At 58.1% G+C, this 25,038-nt stretch carries 24 protein-coding genes and 3 pseudogenes; 15 read left to right on the top strand and 12 right to left on the bottom strand.

Going from position 1 to position 25,038, the window contains the following annotated elements; all coding sequences use genetic code 11:
- The first annotated feature begins 404 nt into the window (after nt 1-404).
- The 10 genes from V7730_RS08230 (at nt 405) to V7730_RS08185 (ending at nt 11,591) form a co-directional block, all read left to right on the top strand.
- Nucleotides 405-1,376 carry an ABC transporter ATP-binding protein gene (locus tag V7730_RS08230; protein ID WP_335747116.1) on the top strand — a complete coding sequence of 324 codons (972 nt, stop codon included), beginning with the start codon at nt 405-407 and terminating at the stop codon, nt 1,374-1,376.
- Nucleotides 1,373-2,488: an ABC transporter ATP-binding protein gene (locus V7730_RS08225; RefSeq protein ID WP_335747115.1), complete on the top strand. Its 1,116-nt coding sequence runs from the start codon at nt 1,373-1,375 to the stop codon at nt 2,486-2,488. Before V7730_RS08230 ends, V7730_RS08225 begins: the two co-directional genes overlap by 4 nt.
- A gap of 3 nt (nt 2,489-2,491) precedes the next feature.
- Nucleotides 2,492-4,012 (top strand): ABC transporter substrate-binding protein, encoded by a 1,521-nt coding sequence (locus V7730_RS08220; protein ID WP_335747114.1) that lies wholly within the window; start codon nt 2,492-2,494, stop codon nt 4,010-4,012.
- 57 nt (nt 4,013-4,069) lie between these two features.
- Nucleotides 4,070-5,014: an ABC transporter permease gene (locus V7730_RS08215; protein WP_335747113.1), complete on the top strand. Its 945-nt coding sequence runs from the start codon at nt 4,070-4,072 to the stop codon at nt 5,012-5,014.
- 1 nt (nt 5,015) lies between these two features.
- Nucleotides 5,016-5,906 (top strand): ABC transporter permease, encoded by an 891-nt coding sequence (locus V7730_RS08210; protein ID WP_335747112.1) that lies wholly within the window; start codon nt 5,016-5,018, stop codon nt 5,904-5,906.
- 12 nt (nt 5,907-5,918) lie between these two features.
- Nucleotides 5,919-7,700: a gamma-glutamyltransferase family protein gene (locus V7730_RS08205; RefSeq protein ID WP_335747111.1), complete on the top strand. Its 1,782-nt coding sequence runs from the start codon at nt 5,919-5,921 to the stop codon at nt 7,698-7,700.
- Entirely contained in the window at nt 7,697-8,443 is a 747-nt protein-coding gene (locus V7730_RS08200) for a DUF1028 domain-containing protein (protein ID WP_335747110.1), read from the top strand. Before V7730_RS08205 ends, V7730_RS08200 begins: the two co-directional genes overlap by 4 nt.
- 55 nt (nt 8,444-8,498) lie before the next feature.
- The gene (locus V7730_RS08195) at nt 8,499-9,242 is read left to right on the top strand and encodes a FadR/GntR family transcriptional regulator (RefSeq protein ID WP_335747109.1); all 744 of its coding nucleotides are present in this window, start codon (nt 8,499-8,501) and stop codon (nt 9,240-9,242) included.
- A gap of 89 nt (nt 9,243-9,331) precedes the next feature.
- On the top strand, nt 9,332-10,255 hold the full coding sequence (locus tag V7730_RS08190) for an acetamidase/formamidase family protein (protein ID WP_335747108.1): 924 nt from the start codon (nt 9,332-9,334) through the stop codon (nt 10,253-10,255).
- A 373-nt stretch (nt 10,256-10,628) separates the two neighbouring features.
- A complete protein-coding gene (locus V7730_RS08185; protein WP_335747107.1) occupies nt 10,629-11,591 on the top strand; it encodes a Gfo/Idh/MocA family protein in 963 nt (320 codons plus the stop codon).
- 606 nt (nt 11,592-12,197) lie between these two features.
- Here the strand turns inward: V7730_RS08185 and V7730_RS08180 are convergent.
- From V7730_RS08180 to V7730_RS08135, 10 genes and pseudogenes are all read right to left on the bottom strand, one after another.
- Entirely contained in the window at nt 12,198-12,566 is a 369-nt protein-coding gene (locus tag V7730_RS08180) for a M20/M25/M40 family metallo-hydrolase (RefSeq protein ID WP_335747106.1), read from the bottom strand.
- A 3-nt stretch (nt 12,567-12,569) separates the two neighbouring features.
- Nucleotides 12,570-12,752: a peptidase dimerization domain-containing protein gene (locus tag V7730_RS08175; RefSeq protein WP_335747120.1), complete on the bottom strand. Its 183-nt coding sequence runs from the start codon at nt 12,750-12,752 to the stop codon at nt 12,570-12,572.
- Nucleotides 12,753-12,800: 48 nt separating this feature from the next.
- Nucleotides 12,801-13,080: pseudogene (locus V7730_RS08170) on the bottom strand (M20/M25/M40 family metallo-hydrolase); the annotation flags it as partial.
- 263 nt (nt 13,081-13,343) lie between these two features.
- Complete coding sequence (locus tag V7730_RS08165; RefSeq protein ID WP_335747105.1) at nt 13,344-14,507, bottom strand: M20 aminoacylase family protein; 1,164 nt, start codon at nt 14,505-14,507, stop codon at nt 13,344-13,346.
- Between the two features lie 18 nt (nt 14,508-14,525).
- Nucleotides 14,526-14,780 carry a hypothetical protein gene (locus V7730_RS08160; protein WP_335747104.1) on the bottom strand — a complete coding sequence of 85 codons (255 nt, stop codon included), beginning with the start codon at nt 14,778-14,780 and terminating at the stop codon, nt 14,526-14,528.
- A gap of 20 nt (nt 14,781-14,800) precedes the next feature.
- Nucleotides 14,801-15,316 carry an ATP-binding cassette domain-containing protein gene (locus tag V7730_RS08155; RefSeq protein ID WP_335747103.1) on the bottom strand — a complete coding sequence of 172 codons (516 nt, stop codon included), beginning with the start codon at nt 15,314-15,316 and terminating at the stop codon, nt 14,801-14,803.
- Between the two features lie 304 nt (nt 15,317-15,620).
- Nucleotides 15,621-16,091 (bottom strand): annotated as a pseudogene (locus V7730_RS08150) (ATP-binding cassette domain-containing protein); the annotation flags it as partial.
- 55 nt (nt 16,092-16,146) lie between these two features.
- Nucleotides 16,147-16,545, bottom strand: a pseudogene (locus V7730_RS08145) (ABC transporter permease); the annotation flags it as partial.
- A gap of 332 nt (nt 16,546-16,877) precedes the next feature.
- On the bottom strand, nt 16,878-17,264 hold the full coding sequence (locus V7730_RS08140; protein ID WP_335747102.1) for a transposase: 387 nt from the start codon (nt 17,262-17,264) through the stop codon (nt 16,878-16,880).
- Nucleotides 17,265-17,785: 521 nt separating this feature from the next.
- Nucleotides 17,786-18,475 carry a hypothetical protein gene (locus V7730_RS08135; RefSeq protein WP_335747101.1) on the bottom strand — a complete coding sequence of 230 codons (690 nt, stop codon included), beginning with the start codon at nt 18,473-18,475 and terminating at the stop codon, nt 17,786-17,788.
- A gap of 146 nt (nt 18,476-18,621) precedes the next feature.
- Here V7730_RS08135 and V7730_RS08130 point away from each other — a divergent pair, with 146 nt between their 5' ends.
- Nucleotides 18,622-19,737: an NADH:flavin oxidoreductase/NADH oxidase gene (locus V7730_RS08130; protein WP_335747100.1), complete on the top strand. Its 1,116-nt coding sequence runs from the start codon at nt 18,622-18,624 to the stop codon at nt 19,735-19,737.
- A gap of 44 nt (nt 19,738-19,781) precedes the next feature.
- Nucleotides 19,782-20,954: an iron-containing alcohol dehydrogenase gene (locus V7730_RS08125; protein WP_335747099.1), complete on the top strand. Its 1,173-nt coding sequence runs from the start codon at nt 19,782-19,784 to the stop codon at nt 20,952-20,954.
- 9 nt (nt 20,955-20,963) lie between these two features.
- On the opposite strand, the gene trhA is transcribed toward V7730_RS08125, so the two are convergent.
- Complete coding sequence (trhA, locus tag V7730_RS08120) at nt 20,964-21,614, bottom strand: PAQR family membrane homeostasis protein TrhA (protein ID WP_335747098.1); 651 nt, start codon at nt 21,612-21,614, stop codon at nt 20,964-20,966.
- Between the two features lie 185 nt (nt 21,615-21,799).
- Between trhA and V7730_RS08115 the strand changes: the two genes are divergently transcribed.
- The 3 genes from V7730_RS08115 to V7730_RS08105 are packed head-to-tail and all read left to right on the top strand — an operon-like array spanning nt 21,800 to nt 23,950.
- Entirely contained in the window at nt 21,800-22,468 is a 669-nt protein-coding gene (locus V7730_RS08115; protein ID WP_335747097.1) for a cupin domain-containing protein, read from the top strand.
- Between the two features lie 19 nt (nt 22,469-22,487).
- A complete protein-coding gene (locus tag V7730_RS08110) occupies nt 22,488-23,525 on the top strand; it encodes a flavin monoamine oxidase family protein (RefSeq protein WP_335747096.1) in 1,038 nt (345 codons plus the stop codon).
- On the top strand, nt 23,522-23,950 hold the full coding sequence (locus tag V7730_RS08105) for a YqaA family protein (RefSeq protein WP_335747095.1): 429 nt from the start codon (nt 23,522-23,524) through the stop codon (nt 23,948-23,950). The genes V7730_RS08110 and V7730_RS08105 overlap by 4 nt, the downstream gene beginning before the upstream one ends.
- Here the strand turns inward: V7730_RS08105 and V7730_RS08100 are convergent.
- A complete protein-coding gene (locus V7730_RS08100; RefSeq protein WP_335747094.1) occupies nt 23,947-25,002 on the bottom strand; it encodes a YeeE/YedE family protein in 1,056 nt (351 codons plus the stop codon). The genes V7730_RS08105 and V7730_RS08100 overlap by 4 nt on opposite strands.
- Nucleotides 25,003-25,038 lie beyond the last annotated feature (36 nt).

Below are 25,038 nucleotides of genomic sequence, written 5' to 3'. Positions count from 1 at the left end.
TACCTGACCTACTCGATCAGATCTCGCCGGACCAAGAGATTGGCACTGTCACAGGAGACCGCGCTTACGATAGAAGGACAAGCTGGCGGCAGCCATGTGGTAGACTTTGACGGAGCCGCCAACTCAATTGCTTCACTCAATCAGGTGCAGGCTTCTAGGAGCAAAGTGTAAACGGGCCGCGCATTAAAGGGTCGGCTCAATGGGCGTAAAGATACATTTTTGGGCACATCCTTTGACTTGGGACGGTCCATGCATGCGATCATTCCGCGTCGCTTGACTTCACCGCGTCATGAACCATTGTTGAATTGGTTCGTTGATTAGGATTCGCGATGATAAGGATGACAAAATAGATGTTGCCGCAACCTGATATAGATGCGCCATGCAATGGGCATGCAGGCACATTGATGTCACTGACTGATTTGGTCCTGCGCTTTAGGGGCCAGACCAATGATGTGATTGATGGTGTCAGCTTGACCGTGAAACGTGGTGAAGTTTTGTGTGTCGTTGGTGAATCCGGCTGCGGAAAAAGCGTGACAGCGATGGCGCTGATGGGCCTCTTACCTGCCGAATCCACGCGAATTTCATCAGGAAAACTTGGTATTGATGGCGCTCAGTTTGATTTATCGCAGACAACTTTGCCCGCAGTGATGCGGGGCAACCACGTCGCAATGATATTTCAAGAGCCGATGACATCGCTCAACCCCACCTTCACCATTGGGAACCAGATCGAAGAGGCGGTACAGCGTCACACGAGCGCGACCAGGACCCAAGCGCGCGATCGGGCGCTACAGATGTTGGAACGTGTGGGTATCGCAAATCCAGAGCAGCGTTTATCGGAATATCCGCACCAATTGTCAGGTGGTATGCGTCAGCGAGTCATGATTGCTATGGCTCTCGCAAATGATCCGCAGATCCTGATTGCAGACGAACCGACCACCGCCCTTGATGTGACGATACAGGCCCAGATCCTCGACCTGATCCGCGATCTGCGCGACGAGACGGGGATGGGCACCATTATGATCACGCATGATCTGGGTGTCGTTGCCGAAATCGCAGACACCGTTGCGGTGATGTACGGCGGCCAAGTGGTGGAACAGGGGCCCGTGGCGGAGGTTTTCAACAACCCGCAGCACCCATACACAATCGGCCTGATGAGCGCGATGCCTCAGCTTGATAAGCCCGGGACGCGGCTGGCCATTGTCCCGGGCACAGTGCCGACGGTTGCGAATATGCCCGTCGGATGCCGGTTTCGCACCCGCTGTGCCTTTGCCACGCAAACCTGCAAGACGCGCCCACCGCTTTCAGAGATCACGCAAGGCCATAACGTGGCCTGCCACTACGCCCCCCTTGAGGCAAACCTATCGGTGACCGCATGAGCGATAATATCATTCTTGAAGCGGCAAACGTGGTTAAACACTTCGGCGGCGGCGGCGGCGGCAGTTGGTTGTCAACCGCACCGGTTGTTCAGGCGGTCGACGGGGTGTCATTGCGGGTGCGTCGAGGCGAGACGTTCGCAATCGTCGGTGAAAGCGGCTGCGGGAAATCAACGTTGGCCAGGGTTTTGATGCGCCTGTTGGCCCCGACGTCCGGAGATGTCCTGTTTGATGGTGACGAGGTTGGTGCCGCCAGCGGTGCCGCTCTTCAGACCCTTCGCCGAGACATGCAGTTCATTTTTCAAGATCCGTTTTCATCACTCAACCCGCGCATGTCTGTGGGCAAACTGGTCGGCGAACCGCTGGAGGTGCATGCCCCTGAATTGAGCGCGCAACAACGACGTGATCGGGTCGCAGACCTGCTGCGCAAGGTCGGGCTGCGTGAGGAATATGCCGGGCGTTATCCGCATGAGTTCAGCGGCGGGCAGCGGCAGCGGATCGGGATTGCCCGTGCGCTTGCATCCGGCCCTAAACTGATCATCGGGGACGAACCTGTTTCCGCGTTGGACGTTTCGGTTCAGGCACAGGTGATCAATCTGCTCGGTGATTTGTCGCGCGACATGGGGCTTACGCTGGTGATCATCGCGCATGATCTGGGTGTCATCCGCCATATGAGCGACCGCGTGGCGGTGATGTATCTGGGCCGGATCGTCGAAAGCGGGCCGACCGAGGACGTCTATAACAACCCGCGCCACCCCTACACACGGGCACTGCTGGCATCGATCCCGACCATGGGCGGCAAGCCGACTGGCCAAAGGTCGAGCGTACTGGGCGAAATGCCGAGCCCGACCGCTCCACCTCCCGGTTGCAGATTTCATACACGCTGCCCCTACGCGCAGGCGAAATGCAAAATCGACTCCCCTAGCTTAGAGGGGACAAACACACAAGACCATGAAGTCGCCTGCCACTTCTGGGACAAACTTCCCAGTGAGCCACCGCTCACCCCGACACTACCAAAAACCAAGGCCGTAGAAGCCCGGTTCGCCCTTTACCGTGCTGCGGTCGAGGGCGGGACCGTCACTCACAAGACCCATCAACCGACAGAGAGGAATTGACATATGTCACATCTAAAGACTGCCATGATTACGGCGCTGCTGAGTGCGACCGCACTCGTTGCCAGCCCCGTTGTTGCAAAAGACCTACGCATTGCGTTGCAATCGGATGCCGATGTTCTTGACCCCGACCAGTCCCGCACATTTGTGGGTCGGATCGTTTATGCGTCGTTGTGCGACAAACTGGTCGACATCACCCCAAACCTTGAGATTATCCCGCAACTTGCCACGTCGTGGACGACCTCCGAGGACGGCACGTCGATCACCATGCAATTGCGCGAGGGCGTCGTATTCCATGATGGCACCCCCTTTAATGCTGAGGCGGTGGCCGCAAATATCGAACGTTCCCAGACGATGGATGAATCCCGCCGCAAGTCCGAACTTGCGTCGATTACATCTACCGAAGTGACAGGCGGATATGAAATCAAACTCAACCTTGCAGGGCCTGACGCCACGCTCCTGGCACAGCTGGCCGATCGCGCTGGTATGATGGTGTCACCGACAGCGGCTGCTGCTACGGGCGCTGATTTCGGCCTGAACCCGGTCTGTTCTGGCGCGTTCAGTTTTACCGAGCGTGTCGCGCAAGACAAGATCGTACTGACCAAGTTCGAAGACTATTGGAACGCTGATGAAATTCACTTTGACAGCGTTACCTTCCTGCCGATCCCTGACACAACGGTGCGTTTGGCAAACCTGCAATCGGGCGATATTGACATGTTGGAGCGTCTGGCCGCAACCGACCTGACACAGGCCAATGGCGATGACAGCATTGTTGTCGATAGCGCTGTATCGTTGGGCTATCAGGGCATTACCTTTAACCTCAACAACGGCGAAAAGGGCGACAACCCTTGGGGCAATGACAATCGCCTGCGTCAGGCGCTTAGCTACGCCATCGATCGCGTGGCGCTGAACCAGGTGGTGTTCGAGGGGGCATTCGCGCCCGGCAACCAGTCCTTCCCGTCGACCTCACCTTGGTACAACACGAGCTTCCCCGTAGAGCCCGCGAACATCGAAAGAGCGCGCGAGTTGCTGGCAGAGGCAGGCTATCCCGACGGGATCGAGCTTGAGGTTCAGGTGCCGAACTCGACTGAGCCGCTGGCTGTGATGCAGGTCGTTCAAGCCATGGCCGCACAAGCCGGGATCGACATCTCGCTGACCTCCAAGGAATTCGCGACACTGCTGTCTGATCAGTCTGCGGGCGATTATACCGCCAGCCAGATCGGCTGGTCGGGCCGCGTAGACCCCGATGGCAACAACCACCAGTTCGCCACAACCGATGGAGGGATCAATGACAGCAAATTCTCGGACCCGAAGATGGACGAGTTGCTGAACGCCGCCCGCGTGGCCTCTGGCACTGCGGAACGCAAAGCGCTTTATGACGAAGCGACAGCGATGATGCTCGACGAACTGCCGCGCCTCTTTCTGTATCACGTGAACTGGATCTGGGCCTACGACGCCAAGATGAAGGATTTCACCCCTTACCCCGACGGGATGATCCGCCTGGAAGGCGTTACCTGGGAAGAGTGATCCCTTCATACCCGCGCCATGCACCTGTGGCGCGGGCTTTCATCCAAGGAGCCTGACATGCTGCCGTTTTTGTTGCGCCGTATCGTGATCGCATTGCCGACCATTATTCTGATTTCGATCTTTGTGTTCGCGATGCAAAAGCTGTTGCCGGGCGACCCGTTGCTGGTGCTGGCCGGCGAGGAACGCGACCCTGAAGTGCTGGCCCTGCTGCGTGAAAAATATCGCCTAAATGATCCGATCTGGATGCAGTATTTGACATGGATCGGCAACGCGTTGCAGGGTGATCTGGGCATATCATTGCGCACCAACCAGCCCGTGACCGAGTTGATGGCGCAAAAGCTGCCAGTGACAATCCAGCTTGCGGTCATGTCGATGATCTTCGCGCTGGTGATCGGCATCCCGGCAGGCATTTTGTCGGCGGTGAAGAAGGGCACGGCCACGGACTACATCGCCAATATCGTCGCCCTTTCGGGCCTGTCGATCCCAAATTTCTGGCTTGGCATCATGCTGATCCTGCTTGTCGCGGTGAAATGGCAGCTGCTGCCGGCGTCTGGGTATGTGCCCCTGTCCGAGGATTTCGGGCAATCCATTCGGACGATGCTGATGCCGGCCTTCGTGCTTGGCACCGCATTGGCCGCGACGCTCATGCGGCACACGCGATCCTCGATGCTCAGCGTGCTCAGCGCCGATTACGTGCGCACTGCGCGCGCCAAAGGGCTGGCCGAACGGGTCGTGATCCTCAAACATGCCTTGCGCAACGCGCTGACCCCGATTGTAACGCTGACCGCGCTGTTGTTTGGGGAGCTCGTCGCAGGCGCGGTTTTAACCGAACAGATTTTCACCATTCCGGGATTTGGCAAGCTGGTCGTTGATGCCGTGTTCAACCGGGATTATGCCGTGGTGCAAGGAATCGTTCTGGTCACCGCCGTTGGCTTTATCTTTATGAACCTGTTTGCCGACGCAATGTATTACGTCCTCAACCCACGTCTGAGGGGGCAATGATATGACCGACGCTAATATCACCGACACCGCCCTTTCTGCCGAACCGGCGCTGACCGCCAAGCCTGAAAATCGCGTCTGGAAGAAATTGCGCAGTCACAAAAGCGCGATGGTTGGTGGGGTTCTGGTCGCCTTCTTTCTGCTCATCGCCCTTGCCGCCCCAATCCTGCCGATCCCTGATCCGGCCGCGACCGACTGGGGTGCTGTACGAAAAGCACCAAGCTGGGCGCATTGGATGGGTACCGACGAGATTGGCCGCGATGTGATGTCGCGCATGATTTGGGGGGCGCAGGCCTCGCTTTTGGCGGGTGTCGTCTCTGTCAGTATCGCGCTGCTGATCGGCGTCCCGCTCGGCATCTTTGCGGGCTATTTTGGCGGCTGGACTGACGCCTTGATCTCCCGATGCACTGAGGCGCTTTTGGCAGCACCCTTTCTGATCCTCGCCATTGCCCTTGCCGCATTTCTGGGGCCGTCGCTGACCAACGCGATGATCGCCATCGGGATCTCGGCCACGCCGATTTTCATTCGCCTAACACGTGGGCAAGTCATCAACATCAAATCCGAGGATTACGTCGAAAGCGCGCGCGCCATTGGCTTGCCGACGCCGCGCATCCTGAGCCGCTACATCCTGCCCAACGTGCTGCCTCCGATCCTTGTGCAAGCCACGCTGACCATTGCCACGGCGATCATCGCCGAGGCGTCACTGTCCTTCCTTGGCCTTGGCCAGCAACCGCCAGAACCCAGTTGGGGTTCCATGCTGAACACAGCCAAGAACTTTCTCAACCAAGCCCCTTGGATGGCCCTTTGGCCCGGAATTTCGATCTTCCTTGTGGTGCTCGGCTTCAACCTATTGGGCGACGGGTTGCGCGATGCCCTCGACCCGCGCGAACATTAATCAGGAGAAACCATGTCCGATTTCACAACCCGTCCCGAAATAAGAGGCACCTTTGGCGTCGCTACCTCGACCCATTGGATCGCCTCGTCCGTGGGCATGAGTATACTGGAAAAAGGCGGCAATGCTTTTGACGCGGCCGTTGCCACCGCTCTGACATTGCAGGTCGTCGAGCCTCATTTGAACGGTCCGGCAGGCGACATGCCGGCGATCTTCTACTCTGCCACAACCTGCAAGGTCGAAGTGCTCTGTGGGCAGGGCGTGGCGCCCGAAGCCGCCACGATCGCCCATTACAAAGAGCAGGGCCTGACACTCATTCCTGGCTCTGGCCTGCTGGCCACAGTCGTCCCTGGCGCATTTGACGGCTGGATGCTGATGCTGCGCGACCACGGCACGATGAGCCTGCGCGACGTGATGCAGCCGGCCATCGATTATGCCCGCGACGGGCATCCGATGCTAGCGCGTGTGGCGAATACCATTGCCGGACTGGCGGATTACTTCGCCGAAGAATGGCCAACGTCTGCCGCTGTCTGGACCCCGAATGGCGCCGCACCCGCGCCGCACGCACTGTTCAAAAACCCTGACCTCGCCGCGACATATGACCGGTTAGCCTCAAGCGAAGGCGACACCCGCGAGGCGCAGATCGACGCGGCCCGCGCCGAATGGCGGACAGGCTTCGTGGCCGACGCGATTTTCGACTACCTCAAGGACGCCCATGTGATGGATGTGTCCGAGGCCAAGCATTCCGCCGTTCTTGCCCCGTCCGATATGGCCGATTGGCGCGCCAGCTATGAAGCCCCGTTGTCCTATGATTACCACGGCTGGACCGTCCACAAGACGCATGCCTGGTCGCAAGGACCTGTCCTATTGCAGGCTTTGGCGATCCTCAAGGGCATTGATCTGGCGGCAATGGACCCGAACGGGACCGAATTTGTCCACACTGTGATCGAGGCCATGAAGCTCGCTTATGCTGACCGGGAGGCCTATTATGGCGATCCTGATTTCAGCGACATCCCAATGGATGTGCTGCTCAGCGACGCCTACAACGACGAACGCCGCAAATTGATCACCAGCCAAGCCTCAAACGAGCAGCGACCGGGCCGCGTGTCAGGATTTGAGGCGTTGGCCGACGCGTACATTGAGCGCGCTCAGCGGGATTTCAAAGTTGGGAACGTCGCAGCGCAAGAGCCGACCATGTCGCATCTGACCGAGAAGCGCGGCGACACCGTGCATCTTGATATCATTGACCGCTGGGGCAACATGGTGGCCGCGACCCCCTCCGGTGGCTGGCTGCAAAGCTCGCCGGTAATTCCCGGCCTCGGCTTCCCACTAAATTCGCGCGCGCAGATGTATTGGCTGGAGGATGGCCTGCCGACGTCGCTGGTGCCCAAAAGCAGGCCGCGCACCACATTGACGCCCAGCTTGGCCGAAAAGGATGGCATGCAACTGGTTTTTGGGACGCCCGGCGGTGACCAACAGGACCAATGGCAGTTGATCTGGTTCCTGCGTTTCGTTCATTTTGGCATGGGCCTTCAGGAATGTATGGACCAGCCTCTGTTCCATTCGATGCATTTCCAAGGTTCGTTCTTCCCACGCGAGGTCAAGAGTGGCGAGATGATGATCGAGCCGAACGTGGGCGAGGATGTAATCGCAGACCTGCGTGCGAGGGGCCATAAGGTGACGGTGGCCGAGCCTTGGACCGTCGGTCGCCTAACCGCGGCCCTGCGTGAACCAGACGGAATGTTGCGCGCAGCCGCCACGCCGCGCCTTATGCAAGCCTATGCGGTGGGCCGATGACCTATTCGTTGATTGCAAAAGACACCGATGGAAGCATTGGTCTGATCGTAGCGAGCAAGTTTTTTGCCTGCGGGGCAGTGGTCCCATTCGTGTCCGGCACTGTCGCCGTGGCGAGCCAAGCGTTTTGTAACCCGATATGGGGCACCGAGGGCCGCGCCCGTTTGATGGCCGGTGAAACTGCTTCACAGGTGCTGGAAGACCTTGCTGCGCGCGACGAAGGCCGCGCTATCCGGCAGGCGCATATGGTGGATGCACACGGGGGCTTTGCCGCTCATACAGGTGAGGACTGTGTGGGTTGGGCGGGGCATATCATCGGGGACGGCCATTCAGCTGCAGGCAATATGCTGGCCGGACCACGGGTGATCGAAGCCACGTCCCAAAGCTATCTCGCTAATGCCGCGCTGCCCTTCGCCGAACGTCTGATCACGGCCATGGTGGCGGGTGAAAGAGAGGGCGGTGATAAGCGCGGGCGCCAAGCTGCGGGGCTGATTATCCACCGCGGCGAGCACCACCCATGGCTTGACTTGCGCGCGGATGATCATGCCGATCCTTTGGCGGAACTGGCGCGGCTTTGGGATGTCGCACAGGAACGCTACGTGCATTTCGCCAAAGGCATGCCCTCTGCTGAACGGTTCTCCGGTTATCCGACCCGCGACGTCATCGACGCAGGCATCGCCGCAGCCGAAGCGCTGCGCAAGTCCGAGGGCCGCCAGAGCCGCTCGCAGGCCGTAGAGCTTGAGTAATGACATTGGCTGATATTATATTGCGCCTTGGTCTCAATGGCCTATTGGAAACGCTATGAATATCATGTCCTCCGAAGGCCGGCCTGCACAGGTGCGGGACCGGCTGCTCGATCTCATAAAGTCGGGTGATATCGACCCTGACGGCAGGCTGCCGACAGAACGCGCATTGGCCGATAAGTTTGGCGTTGGACGGCGTTTCGTGAGGCAAGCCCTTGATGCGCTAGAGGCAGAAGGGCTTGTCTGGCGCAAGCAAGGCAAAGGCACATTCGCTGGCCTGCCTGCCGATCCAATGGGCGATCTTGCAGCAAGAATTACGGGTGAAACCAACGCTCTTGAAGTCATGGAGGCCCGTCATTGCATTGAACCAGAACTGGCCGCCCTTTGCGCTAAGAGAATGAACCCACAAGAAGTTGCCCGCCTTCGGACCTTGGCGCAACGTCAACTGGAAGCGGCAGATGCACAAGCGATTGAATTATGGGACGGATCCCTGCACCGCCTGATCGCACAATGCGCTGGCAACCGGCCTTTGCTGATGGCGTTCTCGCTGCTTGATAAAATCCGGTCCAATCCGGACTGGGTCAGCCTGCGCGCAAACAGTCGCGACCGCGCATCGCTGCAAGTCACCCATAACGAACATCTTGCCATCATTGATGCAATTGCTGCAGGTCACGCGGACGTCGCGCGCACAGCCATGCAGGACCATCTTGAAACCCGTTTCGCGGCCCTTCAAGGTGATCTGGAAACGGCGCCACAGCGCAGCGGTGAGACGTTTTTCATTGCAGCCGATCAAGGTGATTGATCGCACATGAAAGGAATGACCATGCTTGGATACCTTCGATCTGACGAACCGCTTGGTGCAGGGAACGCCGCCCATCAAGAGCCTGTCGCATGATTGTAAACGCTGGACCTGAAACCTGTCACTGGGGTTATTTCGACGCCACCCTTGATCCGGTTGCGACCGTGCCAAGTGGGGCGGAGGTGACGATCAACACGATCTCAGGCGGCCCCGAGGTCCTGCCCGGCGAGGGGTTCCATATACCGCCGGAATTGCTGGAAATGCACAAGACAGGCGTGCCAACAGTCCCCGGGCATCTGCTGACCGGACCCGTTGCCGTGGAAGGAGCCATGCCTGGCGACGTGCTGCAGGTCGATATTCTTGACGTCAAACTTAGGCAGGATTGGGGTTATACTTTTATTCGTCCTCTCTCGGGAACGCTCCCTCTCGACTTCGCAGAACGCTATGACATAAACATCCCGCTTGATGCACAAAGTGGTATTGCGGCCCTGCCATGGGGCCTCAAGCTGCCGCTTGCGCCGTTCTTTGGCGTGATGGCCGTTGCCCCACCGCGCGCTTGGGGTCGTATTTCAACGATTGAGCCGCGCGCGCATGGGGGCAATCTCGACAATAAGGAACTTGTGGCGGGAACCACGCTTTACTTGCCGGTTTTCAATGAGGGGGCGTTGTTCTCTTGCGGAGATGGTCACGGCGCGCAGGGTGACGGGGAGGTTTGCGTTACTGCGATCGAGACCGCATTGCAGGGTCGGTTCCGCCTGACCGTGCGCCGTAATTTGCAGATAACCTATCCGGAGGCCGAAACCCCGACCCATTTGATCACCATGGGGATGCATTCTGACCTCGACACCTGTGTTGAAATCGCGCTGCGCCGGATGATTTCGGTAGTATCGGACCGGGTGGGCATCAGCCGGGCAGAGGCTTATATGTTGTGCTCGCTGGCCGGTGATCTGCGCATCACGCAAACCGTCAACCGTGAAAAAGGCGTTCATATGATGATGGCCAAGTCGCTGTTCTAGAATACATAAGTTGGAAGCGAATGACTGCGTAATTGGGTCGAGGCCATGACATCCGTCAAACGTCCAGAAAAAGGCGGTATAGAGCGATTTCATGTTGAAACATGATGCACGCAGCGGGTTTCAAATTATTGAAGTAAATAGATAAAATTGAAATACGTCATGACGCAGTCTCAACGGATCTCTTTCGAATGACCTCTATCAGACTATTTTTGGAGTTTCGTATATTTTGCAGCATCTGGTAAAATGGACACAAGGTGGCCAACCGCTGCGCTTCAGTTCATGCGCCGTTTCCAGAGACATCTGACCGCTTTGCCAAAGAGCGTTCGGAATTTACGAAGGCGTATCAACGCTGAGAACACCAAAGGATCAGAATATGAGTGTAAGAACTGCTGTTATTGGCTTGGGGATTATGGGTCGCCGGATGGCCGAACACATGGCGTTACATCCGGGCTTCACCCCGGTCGCCTTGTGGGATCCCGATCCCGCCGCCTGCCGCGCCGCGCATGAATTAGCACCGGACGCGCGGGTGACAAATACACCGGAAGAGGCGATTGCGGCTTCAGATCTGATCTATCTGGCCTGTCCGCCTGTGCCTCGTAAGGCTTATGCCTTGGCGGCAGCGGATGCGGGAAAATCCCTGTTTCTGGAAAAACCGCTCGGTGTTGATATCGCGCAAAGCAAAGCGCTTGTTGCCCACTTGGAGGAGCGGGATGTTCCTGCCGCGGTCAACTTTACCCAAGCGGCCGGTGCAGCCCTAACCGGTGTGTACGAAGCGTCGCGTGCGGGCATTATGGGGGATATCCTGGGCGCAGATATTGTCGTGACATACTCAGCGTGGCCGCGGGAGTGGCAAAAGGCAGCGGATTGGCTGAGATTCCGGGACGAAGGTGGTCCCACGCGGGAAGTGATTTCGCATTTCCTGTTTTTTTCGGAACGTATTCTTGGACCACTTTCCGTGGTTTGGGCCCGTCCGTCCTATCCGTCGGATGGGGGTTTATGCGAAACGCAAATGCTGGCACGGTTGGAAACGCACGACGGTCGTCCCGTCAGCGTCATGGTCAGTGTGGGCGGCGCTCAGCCGGACCGGCAAGAACTGACCATCAAGGGATCGCGCGCCAGCCGACGCATTTCGGAGTTCTACATTGATGAGGTGTCCGACGGCGGACCATTTTCCGAGATCACCGAGCGGCCCGAAGATCCCCGAGCCACTAGTTTAAAAGCCCAGTTAGACGATCTGCTGCTTTGCCTGGACAGGAAACCGAATAGGCTTGCCACACCGCAGGAAGCTCTGCGGGTACAGATTTTGGTCGAGCAGATGTTATCGGGCAAATCCTGAGTGGAGGGCGCACTACCGGAAGCTGTCCGTGGCCCTTGGCGCCGCGTTGCGGTGCAGTCCCTCTTGGGATCAGGATTGGCACAAACCAACTCTATTTCTTGCAGACGTTTTTCAAGCCTTCGAACAAGACGCATCTTTTCCGTTCAGGTAAGCTACAAACGCTAGTCGAGCTAAAGCAAGTCTGGTCATGGAGCTCGAATGCAATTCATAGCCGCTTCCCGTGGCGGTTTTATCCGCGTCTCGATTGTTAAAACCGACCGCAGCGAAGGGACAATTTGGAGTCGAAGTCTCTTGGTGGGATCCAACGACCGCTTTGGCGACATAATTTGAAACGTAGCGACAAGAATACTGCAAATGCGAGGGCTGTCTGCTGCAGCAATAGCCGCAGCTGCAAAAGTCTGGTTTGTCCGGCATAGCAGACCTTAGTACCTCAATAATGCTGCGGCACCGTATCAATGTCCGCTTCGGTGAAGCTGCGCCGCAGCGTGCGGGGGCAACGCGAACGGCAGCCTTGGGCCGGTAGATATAGCCCGCCTTCAGAACGAGCATTGCCAGTGTGGTAAATTGTTTCTGATCGCACGCGACACGCTTTAACTTTTAGATTTATCAGCTCAATCGCATCAGTAAACCAGCCATCAGCTTTGCCCGCTGGACAAGGCTATCCACGAAAATATGCTCATTGAGAGTATGGAGGCCCGCGCCCAAAACACCAAGTGAATCCAGCGACGCGATGCCCATGGCCCCGGTAAAGTTTGCATCCGATCCGCCGCTCTGGCTGCGGCCTTTCAATTCAAGCCCCAATTCCTGAGCGATGTCTTTAGCGAAGTTGAAAATTTCCATCGTGCCTGGTTGGTTGGGTTCCCACACCAGCCGTGTCACACCGCGTTTCACTTCAAATGCCACCCCATCTATTTCGCCCTGAAGGGCCATCATGCGCGCCACGCCGTCGTCAAGGTCTTCCTGCTTTTTGGCCATGGTTTACGCTTGCGCATCACAAAACGAAGAAACGCAGTTCACCCATTGTCCTGCGTGAATGACACCGACGCTGAATGTGCAATCGGGGCCGGTCATGTCCTCAATCTCACCAATCTTGCGCGCCATCGCAGCTATTGCTGATTTGCCATCACCCAGCCGCGCGCCCGCATGGCTGGGCTGGCCAATTGTGCGCAGATTGAACCGCGCAATCGCATAGCGCCCAATGGTGACGCCGCCATCTTCGTGACCCGGTTCGGGGACCAGCACGTATTTGTTGCGCGCGGCCTCCTGTTCGATCAGATCGCGGGTCGATGGCGTGCCGACCTCTTCATCCGGCGTAAATAGGACGGTCACGGGCAGGGGGGGGTAACCCCGCACGGATCATTTGGCGGATCGCATCCAGAGAGATGTAGTTGCCGCCCTTCATGTCCATCAGACCTAGGCCATAGCAGATGTTACCCTCGCGTTTGAACGGCAGCACGTCGAGAGTTCCGATGGGATGCACCGTATCCATGTGGCCCGCAATCAGAATACCTGGCACGAGGCCCATATCGGGATGTGGAAAGCGCGCGCGCACCGATCCGCCAAAGCCCATACGGCCCGGTATGCGATCAATCTGTGCGCCCAGCGTGGCCATGTCATAGGCCGCGATATCCATCATTCGGTTGACGGCAGCGGCATCATAGGTCGGACTTTCACACTCGATCCAGGCGCGCAGCCCTGCGATCATGCCATCGGTGTCAAAAGGTAGTTCTAGCGGGTTCATGGCGCGCCTCCTCAGGTGTTCAAACGGCGTTCAGCAACGCGCGCCATAATGGACGCGCCAATGGGCAGAATATCGGGATCGAGAAAAAAGCTGGGATTGTGCAGGCCCGTTGTGCCGGAGTGACCGACACGGCAATAGGCACCGGGGATGACTTTGAGCATATCGGCGAAGTCTTCGGAACCTGTCGCAGGTTCGTCCATGCCCGAGATGTTCTCCTTTCCCACGATGTCGGCGGCGGCCTCCATATAGGCGTCCGATAGGTCGGCATCGTTCATCAGCACGTCAAAGATATTGCGCAGGTCAATGCTGATCTCTACGCCGTAAGCGGTGGCAAAACCGGCACATAACTCGCGCATTCGGCTCTCTGCCAACTCACAGACCTCGTCCTTGAAATACCGTATGGTACCCGCCAGCGTCGCGGTGTCAGGCACGATATTATAAGCAGATCCGGAGTGCAGCTGCGTCACCGACAACACACAGGTGTCTAAAGGGGCGACATTGCGCGACAAGATCGTTTGCAGGCTGACCACAAGGGCAGAGGCGATCACCAGCGGGTCGCGTGATTGTTGCGGCATGGCGGCGTGGCTGCCCTTACCCTGAATGGTGATGTCAAAGAAAGAGGCGCCCGCCATCGCAGCCCCCTTGCAGATGCCAACGGTGCCTTGCTGTCCGTTGGGCGAATTGTGCATCCCGTAGATCTCATCACAGGGAAAGCGGTTAAACAGCCCATCTTTGAGCATGCTGCGCGCGCCGCCCAAACCCTCTTCGGCCGGCTGAAAGATCAGCACGACAGTGCCCGCGAAATCGCGGGTTTTGGCCAGATGTTTCGCAGCCCCCAGCAGCATCGTCGTATGGCCGTCGTGGCCGCAGGCATGCATCACACCGGGATTGGTCGAGGCATAGGCGAGATTGGTTTCCTCATTGATGGGCAGCGCATCCATGTCAGCGCGCAGACCAATGCGGCGCGGCCCTTCGCGATTGCCCTTGATCAGGCCCACAACGCCGGTGCCCGCGATCCCGGTATGGACCTCGTCCACGCCGTACTCTTCCAGCAGGCGTGCGACGATCCCGGACGTCCGGGTTTCTTGGAACCCGACTTCGGGGTGCGTGTGCAGGTCTTTGAAAATCGCGGTCAGCTCGTCTGTGCTTTCGGCGATAATGGGCAATGGAGCCATGGTGTGATCCTTCTTTTTCTATGCAGCGCCTTCGGCGAAGGGGCGGAAGTTCGCGAAATCCCAGTGACTTCCGGGCGCGGCCGAGATTAGTGCTTTGGTGTAGTCGTGTTTTGGGGTGCCCAGCACTTGTGCAGCAGGACCATATTCAACGATCCTGCCATGCTGTATCATGATGACGTAGTTGCAGATTTGCGCCGCCACACCGAGGTCATGGGTGATGAACAAAATGTCAAGGCCATGCCGCTCCTGCAATTCAGCCAGCAGATCAAGCACCTGTGCCTGCACTGAAACGTCTAGTGCTGATCGGTCTCGTCGGCAACTAGCACATAGGGGGCCATTGCAAGTGCGCGGGCAATGGCGATGCGTTGGCGTTGCCCACCCGAGAACTGATGCGGAAACCAATCCACAGCGCTGGCGGGCAGGCCGGCCAGTTCCAGTAGTTCGCGGGCGCGGTTCATCGCGTCGTCACGTGAGACACCAAAGTTGAGCGGCCCTTCGATGATTGATTGCCCCACTTCGATGCGGGGGGTGAGCGAGCGCATCGGGTCCTGAAACACGATCTGGATGTTCTTGCGCTGGGGTTTCAGCTCTTTCTGGGACATCGTCGCGATGTCTTTGCCGCCCGCCGTGATGCTGCCCGACGTCGGGTCGATCAACCGCATGATGCAGCGCGCAACTGTTGATTTGCCTGACCCACTTTCGCCGACAATGCCCAAGGTACGGCCTTTGGTCAGGCTGAGGTTGACGTCCGGTGCCGCTCTGACCTCCCGGGACCGATTGAAAATGCCTTCCCCCCGTAGATCTTGCACAGATCGCCGGTTTCCAGCACCAGCTTGTCCGATTTTTCTGCCGTGCGAGGCGGGGCCCCTGACTGGGAACAGACCGCAACAAGTCTCGGGTGTAATCGGTCTGCGGGTGCCGCAGCAGGCTGTTGACGCTCTGCGTCTCCATCACCTCGCCAAGCTTCAGGACGGTCATGTCATCGGCAATTTCTGAAACCACGCCCATGTCGTGGGTGATGAACAAGACCGCAGCACCTTGTTGTTCGCGCAACTCGCGGATCAGGCTGAGGATCTGCGCTTGCGTGGTCACATCCAGCGCCGTCGTTGGCTCATCTGCGATAAGCAGTTGCGGCCCCATCACCAGCGCCATCGCGATCATGATCCGCTGACGCTGTCCACCAGAAAGCTGATGGGGAAAGCTCGCATACACCCTGTCCAGGTCGGGTAGATGCACGGCTTCCACCATTTCTTTCGCACGGGTCCGGCGGGCGGTCTGACCAAGGTTGGAGTGAAATTCCAGCACCTCTTCGATCTGCTGGCCAACACGGGCCACGGGGTTGAGCGCCGTCATCGGTTCTTGAAAGATCATCGACATTGACGTCGCGCGCAGCTCGCGCATGCGGGCAGGGGAGGCATCCAGCAGGCTCTCGCCTTTCAATGTGATGGATCCCGCAATCGGGGACAGCACATTGGGCAGCAAGCCCATCGTTGCCAGCGCGCTCAGCGATTTGCTAGAGCCGGATTCACCAACCAGACACATGGTCTGGCCCGGTTCAATGTTCAGGTTCAGACCCTTGACCACCTGCTTGTCGTCTTCGCCATTCAGCGCGATGCGCAGGTTCGAGATTTCAAGAAGCTCATCTTTCGATCCCCCGCTTTGCCATGCGTGGATCAAGCACGTCGCGCACCGCGTCCCCCAGCAGGTTGATGGAAAGGATTGCGACGGATACCACGAGGCCGGGCCAGAGCACGATTCCGGGATTGATCTGGAAGTAAATACGACCCTCGGCCATGATGTTGCCCCAGCTGGGGGTCTCAGGATTAATGCCGGCACTGAGGAACGACAGGATCGCCTCTTTCAGAATGGCACTTGCACAGATGTAGGTGCCTTGGATGATCAGTGGTGCAATGGTGTTGGGCGCCAGATGCCGACGCATGATCAGCGCAGTAGAGGAGCCTGCAGCAATCGCTGCCTCAACATAGGGTTCTTCTCGGGCGGACAGCACAAGGGAGCGCACCAGCCGCACCACAGGAGGTCTTGCAGATAGCGGGGATTTTCAACTTCAGGAAGCTGTTCGGCGGATTTGGGAATTGCACGAAAACAGAAAAATTTGCCGTTACAGAGACATTTTTTGCTCAAATGGCGCTGGGTTCTCTGCGTCTGCCCAAGGTATCGTCGACAGTGTTAAAGCGTCACATTCGTCCGTTTCATTCGAGTTTTATGGCGGGCACGACATTGTAAGGGCCATGGCCATTGAGGGTCGCAAAACGGAAGACGGGCAACTGCAGGTGATCGGAAAAGAAATCCTCGAACGATCGTCAACAGGCTCAGTTGCAAGAAAAATGCGAAAATTCCCGGGATGAGTAATCATTGCGATGCCCTGATTGCCTGCAAGATCTCAGCCAGATGAGTGGCTGGATATCCCGACGGAACAGAGATGCCGGTATCGCCGAGCTGAACTTGACAGGTAAGTTGTCCAACAGATTGAGAGGGCGACAATTTGGTGTCCTGATTTGCATCATTTTTTACAAGCACCACAAAGTTCGGCGTTGATTTGCGGTCAGCAGCGTCATTGACCCATTTTGCTACTAGAGATTTAGTGGCCCCAGTTTCTTTGGCTATATCGATGATTTTCGCACTATCTATGACCTGCTTTACAGCCATCTCTCTTATCGTTTGGGGCCACTTCCGGCGGCCTTTTGGCGAGATTGGAACATTAATGTCCCAGACCTCAAACACTTTTGTAGTAGACATCGTCACCTCCATATTAAGATGATGTCAGTATCGCAAAAGCTATATTTTATTAAAACATGGGGTCTTTGCACCGCTTACAATGATTTTCTTGTTGAGAACCCTTGCCGGATTGCGACCAGAGTTCTTTACAAAGAAATAGCCCAGTCTCAAAGTATCTTGAAACCGATGACCCCGTAGCTGTTTTTAACTGTGGGGTTTTCCTTTATCGTATTAAAAACATGGGTATTTATAAAATTGAAGCTCGAAATTTTGCAATTTTAAAAATTTGATACCCATAACTAATTGATAGCGGTTGCGTCCATATGTGCGCTCCGAGCGTTTCCGCACGAAATTACGGTATCTCAAAACTGGGCGGGTGCGCTCGCACCGGACAACGCTTGGGCCGCAGGCAAAAATAAATTGAGTGGCAAATATATTGAGCCCAGGCGGCGAGACTGGAAGGGGAGCGTTCGTGCTCCCCTTGTTCGGGGGAATGGGCTCTAAAAATCGCGGGAAAACAACCACAGGAAGCAAACGTCGCATTATCCAAGGGTAACCCGAGCCATGACAGCATCAAACCGGTCCCAGCTGATTGCAGCCTTGTTTCCGGCATACCCTTCATAATGGGAGCGACCTGTGGAATTTGGCAATCCGGCCCAGATTTTCGCCATGTTGTTCATAAATGCCTGCCGCTCCAACGCGCCGGCAAGAAAGCGGTGCAGCCCTGCTTCGGCAAGCAGGATATCGGCCAATTGATCCTGCACCGTAGGACTGAACCGGTGCGAAGGTTTGATGCCCGCGCGGGCCGCGACCCTGCGCAGGGTTTTGGGGATGAACTGGTAGCGCCCTATGGCGTGGGGCTGTCCGGGGGTTGCATCGATCCACTCGAAAACCTCAGCAAGGGTCATCTGTGTCGGGCGTTTGTCTGGTTTGATCTGCGCACCATGTTGGACGGCGTCATACCCGTCACGCCGCGATTCTGCTTCCTGAATAAGCGCACGGATCAACGTTACACCTGTGCCTTCAATGCGGGCTGTCTTTTCATCTGCAAATGCAGGCTCATGGGCCGGACGGTCCTCGAACAGGCCCCCCGGCGCGCGGCCGATGAACAGCCCCGAGGCCGTCGCCCGCGTCGCCACTGGCGTTGAATGGAACAGGCTGCCGCGCACAGCCTCAGCTTGGGCAGTCGGGGCGCACATCAGTAAGGGCAGGGCAAAGCGGGCGAGGGTCATCAAAGCTCCAAAAACAACACAACTGCCATGCTTTTGAGGCAAAAGAGTTGCAAAGCCGTTAGCGCGAAGAAATCTGTGCCCGACTTTGGCTAGGCATGTTGGCGCCGACCCTATATCAAATGCATAGCAACACAGGATGCACCTTCATGAGCCTTCTTTTCGACCACTTCACTTTGGGTTCTCTCACGCTTGAGAACCGGATCGTTATCGCACCCATGTGCCAGTACTCTGCCGTGGATGGGAGTGCGCAGGACTGGCATTTGATCCATCTTGGTCAACTTGCACTGTCAGGTGCGGGTATGCTGATCACCGAGGCGACGGCGGTTTCGCCCAAAGGGCGCATCACCCCCGGTGATCTGGGCCTTTACTCTGATGCAAATGAGGCCGCGCTTGGTCGGGTAGTAACGGCGATCCGCGCGCAGTCAGATATTCCGCTCGTTATCCAGATCGCCCATGCCGGCCGTAAAGGGTCCAGCCACGCGCCTTGGGATGGCGGCGCTCAGATCCGCTTTGACGCGTCTGAGGGTTGGATAACCGAAGCACCCTCTGCTTTGCCGCATGCGCCGGATGAGGAAGCGCCCGAAGCACTGGATGCAGCAGGGCTGGAACGAGTGAAGCATGATTTCGAGGAAACAGCCTTGCGCGCGGTGAGATTGGGCTTTGACGGGATCGAAGTGCATATGGCCCATGGCTATCTGCTGCATCAGTTCCTCTCACCGTTGTCCAATCAGCGGGAAGACAGCTATGGCGGCACACTCGAAGGGCGGATGCGCTTTCCGCTTGAAGTGTTCGAGGCTGTGCGCGCGGCGGTGCCAGAAGACGTGCCGATTTGGGTGCGCGTCTCTGCGACTGACTGGGTGCCTGAAGGCTGGGATTTGGAAAGCACAGTTGCCTTGTCATCCAAGCTGAAAGACATGGGCTGCGCGGCGATCCACGTCAGCACGGGGGGCGTGTCGCCCCTACAAAAGATACCTGTCGGCCCCGGCTTTCAGGTGCCTTTCGCGGCGAAGATCAAGGCGGCCACGGGGCTGCCAACGATGGCCGTGGGTCTGATCACCGAGCCGGAGCAAGCAGAGGAAATCCTGCAAGACGGCGATGCCGATCTAATCGCGCTGGCCCGCACCATGCTATATGATCCACGCTGGCCGTGGCATGCTGCCGCCGCTCTGGGCGCGCAGATCAAAGCGCCAAAGCAATACTGGCGCTCGCAGCCGCGCGAATTTCCGACGCTTTTCAAAGACGCAAGCGTCGGTCAACGATAGGACCGTTTCGGTCGAAATTTTACTTAGCTATCCCCGGAGGGGCCATGACAGATTTTACATTCAATACAACACCTTCCATCCGGAAAATAACCGGAGGCGCGGCGCAATTGGGCACGCTGTTGCAGGGGCTGGCTTTTGCTTCGCAGCGCCGTGAAGTGATGTTTGTGACGGACCCCGGTATTGTAAAGTTGGGATTGTGTGATGCAGCACTGGCCAGCCTGCGCGACAGCGGCTTTCAAGTCACGATTTTTGATGGTGTGGAGCCTGACCCAAAGGCGACGACGGTGCTGGAAGCGGTCGGCATTGCGAAATCCACCAACATCGCTTGCGTGGTCGGCTTTGGCGGAGGCAGCTCAATGGACGTGGCGAAGGTGATCGCACTGCTGGCCTGTTCCAACCAGCCGATTGAAGAGGCGTATGGTGTCAATCAGGCAACCGGATCGCGGCTGCCTTTGGTGCTGGTGCCGACGACGGCTGGCACCGGATCAGAGGTGACGGCGGTATCGATCCTCACAACAGGCAGTGAAGAGAAAAAGGGCATCGTCAGCCCTTTGATCCTGCCCGATATGGCGCTGTTGGATGCCGAACTTACACTCGGATTGCCGCCGCATATCACAGCGGCCACCGGCGTGGATGCAATGGTGCACGCGATCGAGGCCTATACCTCGAAAAGTGCCAACAACAACCCGATGTCACGCATGCTTGCGGTGCAGGCGTTGGATTTGCTGGGCGCGAACATCCGCGAAGCGGTCAGCAATGGCAGTAACATTCAGGCGCGCAGCAATATGCTGTTGGGGTCGATGCTGGCGGGGCAGGCCTTTGCCAACTCTCCGGTGGCCGCAGTGCATGCGCTGGCCTATCCGGTCGGCAGCCTCTTTCACGTCCCGCACGGGCTGTCTAACGCGTTGGTGTTGGCCGAGGTGATGCGCTTTAACGCGCCTTACAGCGGTGAGGCCTACGCCGAGCTGGCCCCACACGTTTTCCCGGACATCGACCTCAATCGCCCGATCGAGGCTATCTGCGAGGACTTTATCGCCCGCCTTGTGCTGTTGAACATTGATCTGGGGCTTGAGAAGGGGTTGGCGCAGGTCGGGATCACGACGGAGGATCTGGACCGGTTGTCTTCGGATGCGATGAACCAGACGCGGCTGCTGGTGAACAATCCGCGTGACGTCACGCTGGAAGACGCGCGCCGGATTTACGAAGAGGCGTTGTAGGCTGTTCGTCTAAAGCGGGCTCTGGAACAGTGCGATCCAGATACCGGCGAACATCGCAATGCCGCCGAAGTTCACCCAAGTGTGCCAGATCGCATAGCGGAACGGCATGCTGCGGCGCACGTAAAACATGGTCCCGATTACATAACAAACCGCACCGCCGATGATGCACCATAGCGTTGTCAGCGGCACATCGCCAAGATCGGGCAGTGCGGACATCCCGATTGCACCCAGCCCGAGGTAGGACGCCGTCGACCAGCGCGCCTGCACCGCTTCGCCGGTGATCTTCGTCCACATCGCAACGGCTGTCAGGCCCCAGCACAAAACGAGCAAGAAATAGGTCCATGGCGTCCCAGCTTGCACGAAGAATGGTGTGAATGTGCCTGAAATAAAAGGATAAATGGCAACGTGGTCAATCCTGCGCAACAGGACGCGGCGGTCGTGCCGTGGCGCAAAATGATAGGTGCAGGAAGCCAGATTAGATAGCAACGCAAACAGCACATAAACCATGACGGCGATCAGCAGAGCTGGCCCAACCGTCCCTGTGGATTTTGCAATCAGAATGCCACCCGCACCAAGTACAAGCAGCAAGCCCACCATATGCACAGCCAAATCGGCGCGGCGGTGGGTCTGGTTCGCACTGGGGTAGGTTGCTTTTGTCATGGCATGCTCTGGCAATGTGATTGGTCGAGAGCTAGTCGCTCCGCTTTGCTAAGTCCAGAATTCCGGTGCGTCAGTTGGGTCGTACCCTCTAAAAGACGACTAGACCCGTTGGCGATCCGGTCAGGATACCCCATATGAAAGCAAAGCAGCGGCTTATAGGTCGCGTAGCCCAAAGGAATAGCGCTATGGAATTGAACGCCGATTTTACATCTCGCGTTGTCGTGCACTCTGACCAGATTGACTGGGTGGCCTCGCCGATGGCGGGCGTGGACCGGCGTATGCTGGACCGGATCGGTGGCGAAGTGGCTCGTGCGACCTCAATCGTGCGTTATGCGCCGGCCAGCAAATTCTCAGCCCATATCCATACCGGCGGGGAGGAGTTCATCGTGCTGGAGGGCGTTTTTCAGGACGAGCATGGCGATTATCCGGCGGGCACTTATGTGCGCAACCCGCCGACGTCGTCCCATACCCCCGGCGCGGCCGAGGGCTGTGTGATCTTTGTTAAATTGTGGCAGTTTGATCCGGAGGACCGCACCCAGTTCCGCAAGAACATGTCCGAGGAACTTGACGAAGCTCAGGACGGTGTCGCGACCGCGCTGCTGCACCGTGATGCCCGTGAGGTGGTCAGCTTTCATGCGCTGGACGCGGGCGCCACGCTTGTCAATAGTGACGCAGGCGGGATCGAGATGCTGGTGCTTGACGGTTCGGTGGTGGGGGGCGCAGAGACGCTTGATAAAGGCGCATGGCTGCGGCTCCCCGAAGGTGCGCCGCTGAGCGCGTTAGCTGGTGCACAGGGGGCGAAGATCTGGATTAAAACGGGACACCTGCCTTTTGCCAAGCCGCCGCAAGTTTGACGCAAGACAGGGGGCGGACATGCATACGTTGATCATCGGTGGCGGCCTGTCAGGGCTTGCACTCGCCGAAGCGCTTGAGCGGGAAGGGCGCGATTACCTGCTTGTCGAGGCGCGGGACCGTGTCGGTGGCCGCATCCTGTCGGCGCAGGTCGGCGGGGCGAGCTTTGATCTGGGGCCCGCGTGGTTCTGGTCAGGCCAGCAGCGCATTGCAGCGCTGATCACACGGCTGGGTTTGCAGAAGTTCGACCAATACGCCAGGGGCGAGTTGACGTTCGAGGACGCGCAGGGGCGCGTACAGCGTGGGCGTGGGTTTGCGTCAATGGAAGGCTCATGGCGGCTTAAAGGGGGGCTGAGCGCGTTGACCGATGCGCTGCAAGACCGCTTGCCGCCTGAGCGTGTGCGGCTGAACGCTCAGGTCACCGAGCTTGCTCAAACGCCAGACGGGATCACTGCCAGGTTTGCAAACGGCGAAGTAGTGCGCGCCGATCGTGTGGTGCTGGCGCTGCCGCCACGCGTTGCAGCCCAAATAAAATATACACCCGCTCTGCCAATAGTGGCAAAGACGGTGATGGGTGATGTGCCAACGTGGATGGCCGGTCAGGCCAAGGCGGTTGCGGTTTATGAAACGGCCTTTTGGCGCACAGCCGGACTGTCGGGGGCTGCCACCAGCCGTTTTGGCCCAATGATTGAAATCCATGATGCGTCACCGGCCCAAGACGGCCCCTCTGCGCTTTTTGGCTTCATCGGGGTGCCACCACAGGGCAGGGCGGATGTGCCTGCACTCCGGCAGCATATTCTGGCCCAGCTTGTCCGGTTGTTTGGCCCTGAAGCAGGGCGGCCCATTAAGCTGTTGGTGCAAGATTGGGCTTATGATCCGCTGACCGCCACAGAAGTGGACCGCGTGCCGCTTTATGCCCATCCCGACTACGGAATGCCCGCCGCCCTTCAGGAGCTTTGGGACGGGCGACTGATTATGGCGGGGACAGAAGTGGCGCAGCAATTCGGCGGTTATCTGGAAGGTGCGCTTGAGGCGGCGGAGGCAGCGTTTCGCACATGATTGCTTACGTTGGGTTGTTCGCTTCGGCGTTGGTGGCGGCAACCATTTTGCCCATGCAATCCGAAGCGGTGCTGGCGGGCTTGCTGGCTGCTGGGGGACGCTCGGTCGGGTTGCTGATTGCGGTGGCAACGGTGGGCAATGTGCTTGGCTCTGTGATCAACTGGTATTTGGGGCGCGCGCTGCTGCGCTTCAAGGACTGCCGCTGGTTTTCCAGCTCTGATGCGCAGCTTGAACGGGCGCAGCGCTGGTATGCGCGTTATGGAAGATGGTCACTGCTGGGCAGTTGGCTGCCGGTGATCGGCGATCCGCTGACTGTGGTGGCAGGGGTCATGCGTGAACCTTTGGGGCCGTTTATCCTGCTTGTAACAATCGCAAAGGGGACCCGCTATCTGGTGTTGGCCGCTTTGGTTCTCAGCTGGGTCTAGACGGAAGGGGCGAAGCCCCAGATCAACTGGCGCAGGCCAAGTGCTGCGCCTGCCATGATGCTTAGCAAGGTCACTGGCGCGCTGTAGGCCAGTACAGAAAAGCCCGACAGCCCCTGTCCGATACTGCACCCGACCGCCACAACCGCACCAATTCCCATCAAAACCGCACCAAGGATCTGGCGGCGCAGTTCGCGTGGATCATCGCAAGCTTCCCAGCGGAAATGTCCTTTGAACAGACTGCCTGCGAGTGCACCCAGCAAAACCCCCACAACAGAGCCTGTTCCAAAACTGAGTGTATTACCGGAGGAGGTCATCACATAAAGCAGGGTCTCGCCAATTGGCGCTGAAAAGGTGTGGCTTAGGATGGGAGTAGCATCATAGCCGTTGCTCGCGACCCACTGCGTTCCTGCCCATCCGCTGACCACCGCAATACCTGCTACCGCTCCCCACAGGATATGGCTTGGAGAAGCGCGCAGCGAGCGGCTCATCAGGGTGAGAGCAAGGATCACACACCCTAGCGCGATACCGGTAATGTCTGGTGACATACCCGTCAGCCGCCCCGCCGTCTGCGCAAAACCGGGGGGCGTATCTGCGGGAATGACGTCTCCGAAAGCCCAAAGCCGGAGGCCGGAAAACGGCCCACCCAGCGCCATATAGGCGGAAACGCCCATCACCAGCACAATCAACAAGGACCGCAGATCACCGCCGCCAACACGGGCAAGCGCGCCGTAGCCGCAATTGCCTGCCAGCGCCATGCCGTAACCGAAGACCAGCCCGCCGACAACGCTGGCCACAGGGTTCCAGATCCGGCCGAGGTAAAGCGTCTGGTCCAGCTCAAGCAATCCGGACGCCGACAGGCTGAACGTGCCAATCACCGACACACCAATCGCAATGCCCCACATGCGCAGCCGCAGGGGATTTTCGCCGTAATAGAGATCTTCGATAGCGCCAAGGGTGCAGAACCTGCCGATGCGGGCCGCAAGGCCCAGCAGTACGCCGCCAAAAAGGCCAACAAGGGCCACCAGCACTGGTTCGGATGCGATATCAAGCATATCTAGAGGGCGGTGCCCGGCGCATTGGCCCTGAGG

This window comes from Sulfitobacter sp. (assembly GCF_036961165.1).
GTDB lineage: Bacteria > Pseudomonadota > Alphaproteobacteria > Rhodobacterales > Rhodobacteraceae > Sulfitobacter.
Note: the sequence above shows the minus strand (reverse complement) of the source record. Positions and strands in the feature narration are given on the sequence as shown.